The sequence below is a fragment of the Paracidovorax wautersii genome (assembly GCF_900113035.1).
Taxonomy (GTDB): Bacteria; Pseudomonadota; Gammaproteobacteria; order Burkholderiales; family Burkholderiaceae_C; genus Paracidovorax; species Paracidovorax wautersii.
In genome coordinates, this window is the sequence record NZ_FONX01000053.1 from 1 (window position 1) to 1540 (window position 1540).

Consider the following 1540-nt stretch of genomic DNA (forward strand, 5'->3'; position numbering starts at 1 on the left):
ACCTGCAGGGTGAAAGGGGCTGCCATGTCAGGGCGCGAAATTTTCGTCAGGATTCGCAGCGCGGCCTGCGGCCACCTTCGCCCGAACCTCTTGCAAGACGGCAAGATGGTCACATGCGTGGGCCATCAGCACTGCGCTCTCCGTTTCAGTGATGCATACCGGGCTCAGCTCGCGCAACGCCAAGACCACATCTCGCGCGTTGGCACCGTCATACGTAAGCAGCTGGGACGCCGCCATCCATTCGATCACGGCCCAACGGCGCAGGTCCTCCGGAGGCACGCGTTTCTCGTTGGCAACATAGTAGTGCGCGCTGGCCAGTGCCTGCCGCGCGTCACGGAGGGTCTTCGACTCGACCTGGCCAGGCAATCCTACGAACTGCATGCCCGTCAGGTCAGCCGCACGCACCGCGCGCTCAGCACAAACCGCCGGGCAACGACGAGCCAGCTCCACAGCGGCATCGCGCGGAAGATCCTCCTGAACCACCACCGTCAGCGTGCTATCGCGGCTGCCCGGTTGCGCGCTCACCAGCCCATCCACACGAAACACATCGCCATCGGGAACACAGGTGATGCGCTCACCACGGTGATGGTGGCTCACCATCGCCGCAACACGTCGGGCGGTCACCGCTTCATCAAGAACCTCATTGCCATGCGCGCGACATGGCAATGTGACCGGAACTTGAACCTCGTCCCCGACACGGAACTTAACCAGTGCGCGCAACCGTGCAGTGGTCGCATCAGGCCCCTCTGCTGCGCAGGCGCCATCGGGCGTGGACGCTCGCCACTGACCAAAGTCAGCTGGCGCCACGGTGATATTTTCCGAATCCGTCAGCGAGACCGCGAGGTGAGGCGCGCTGGTGGGGCTGAAGAACGGCGCCCGACCTCCAATCAGGCCAGACACCCCATAGGACTTCCCAGCCATCTGCCAGTTGGCTCCCGCCAACTCGAAGCCCAGGGCCTGCGCCGCGGCCCAGTCCAGCCGTTCGAACGCAAGGTCATCGACCGGGACAGCATGGGTGACCGTTACGGGAATACGCGTTGCGCGATCGACTTCGGACTCCACCGCGGCGAAGAGGTCGCGCCCTTCGGGATGAGCAAACTTCCTTTGTGTGACACCCCGCCCCTCGTAGACCATGCCTGCACTGAGCTTGCCCAGCTTGTCCACGAGCGCGACATTCGACCCATCACCCTGCGACGGCTCGAAACCCGAGCGGCCGAGGCGCATGAAGGCCACCATGGCATCGCGCGGACCGGCAAAGAACGCCGAATGCATGACTCGGCCCGTACTCGCGGTCAGGCGCACTTCAAAGCGCTCGGACTCCATCGCTCGGACATCCGCGTCGATCTGGGCCTCAGCAGCGGCCCGGATGACGCCGTAGTCCGGATTGCTTGTCCATGGCGCGGCCGATAGCAAGCGATCGACTTCGTTCTGGATCTCATCGAAGTCATCGGCGACATCTTGACCCTGGGCACGATCCATGGCCATCATCTGCTCCAGCTGGTCCAGCTGCAGATACAGCGCCTTGGACATGGTCTCGGGG

At 63.8% G+C, this 1540-nt stretch carries 1 protein-coding gene; it reads right to left on the reverse strand.

The annotated features are described in order from the left end of the window. Positions 1-27: 27 nt before the first annotated feature. Positions 28-1540, reverse strand: a 1513-nt coding sequence (locus tag BM070_RS23925; protein ID WP_217648977.1) for a hypothetical protein, incomplete at its 5' end; no start/stop codon positions are given.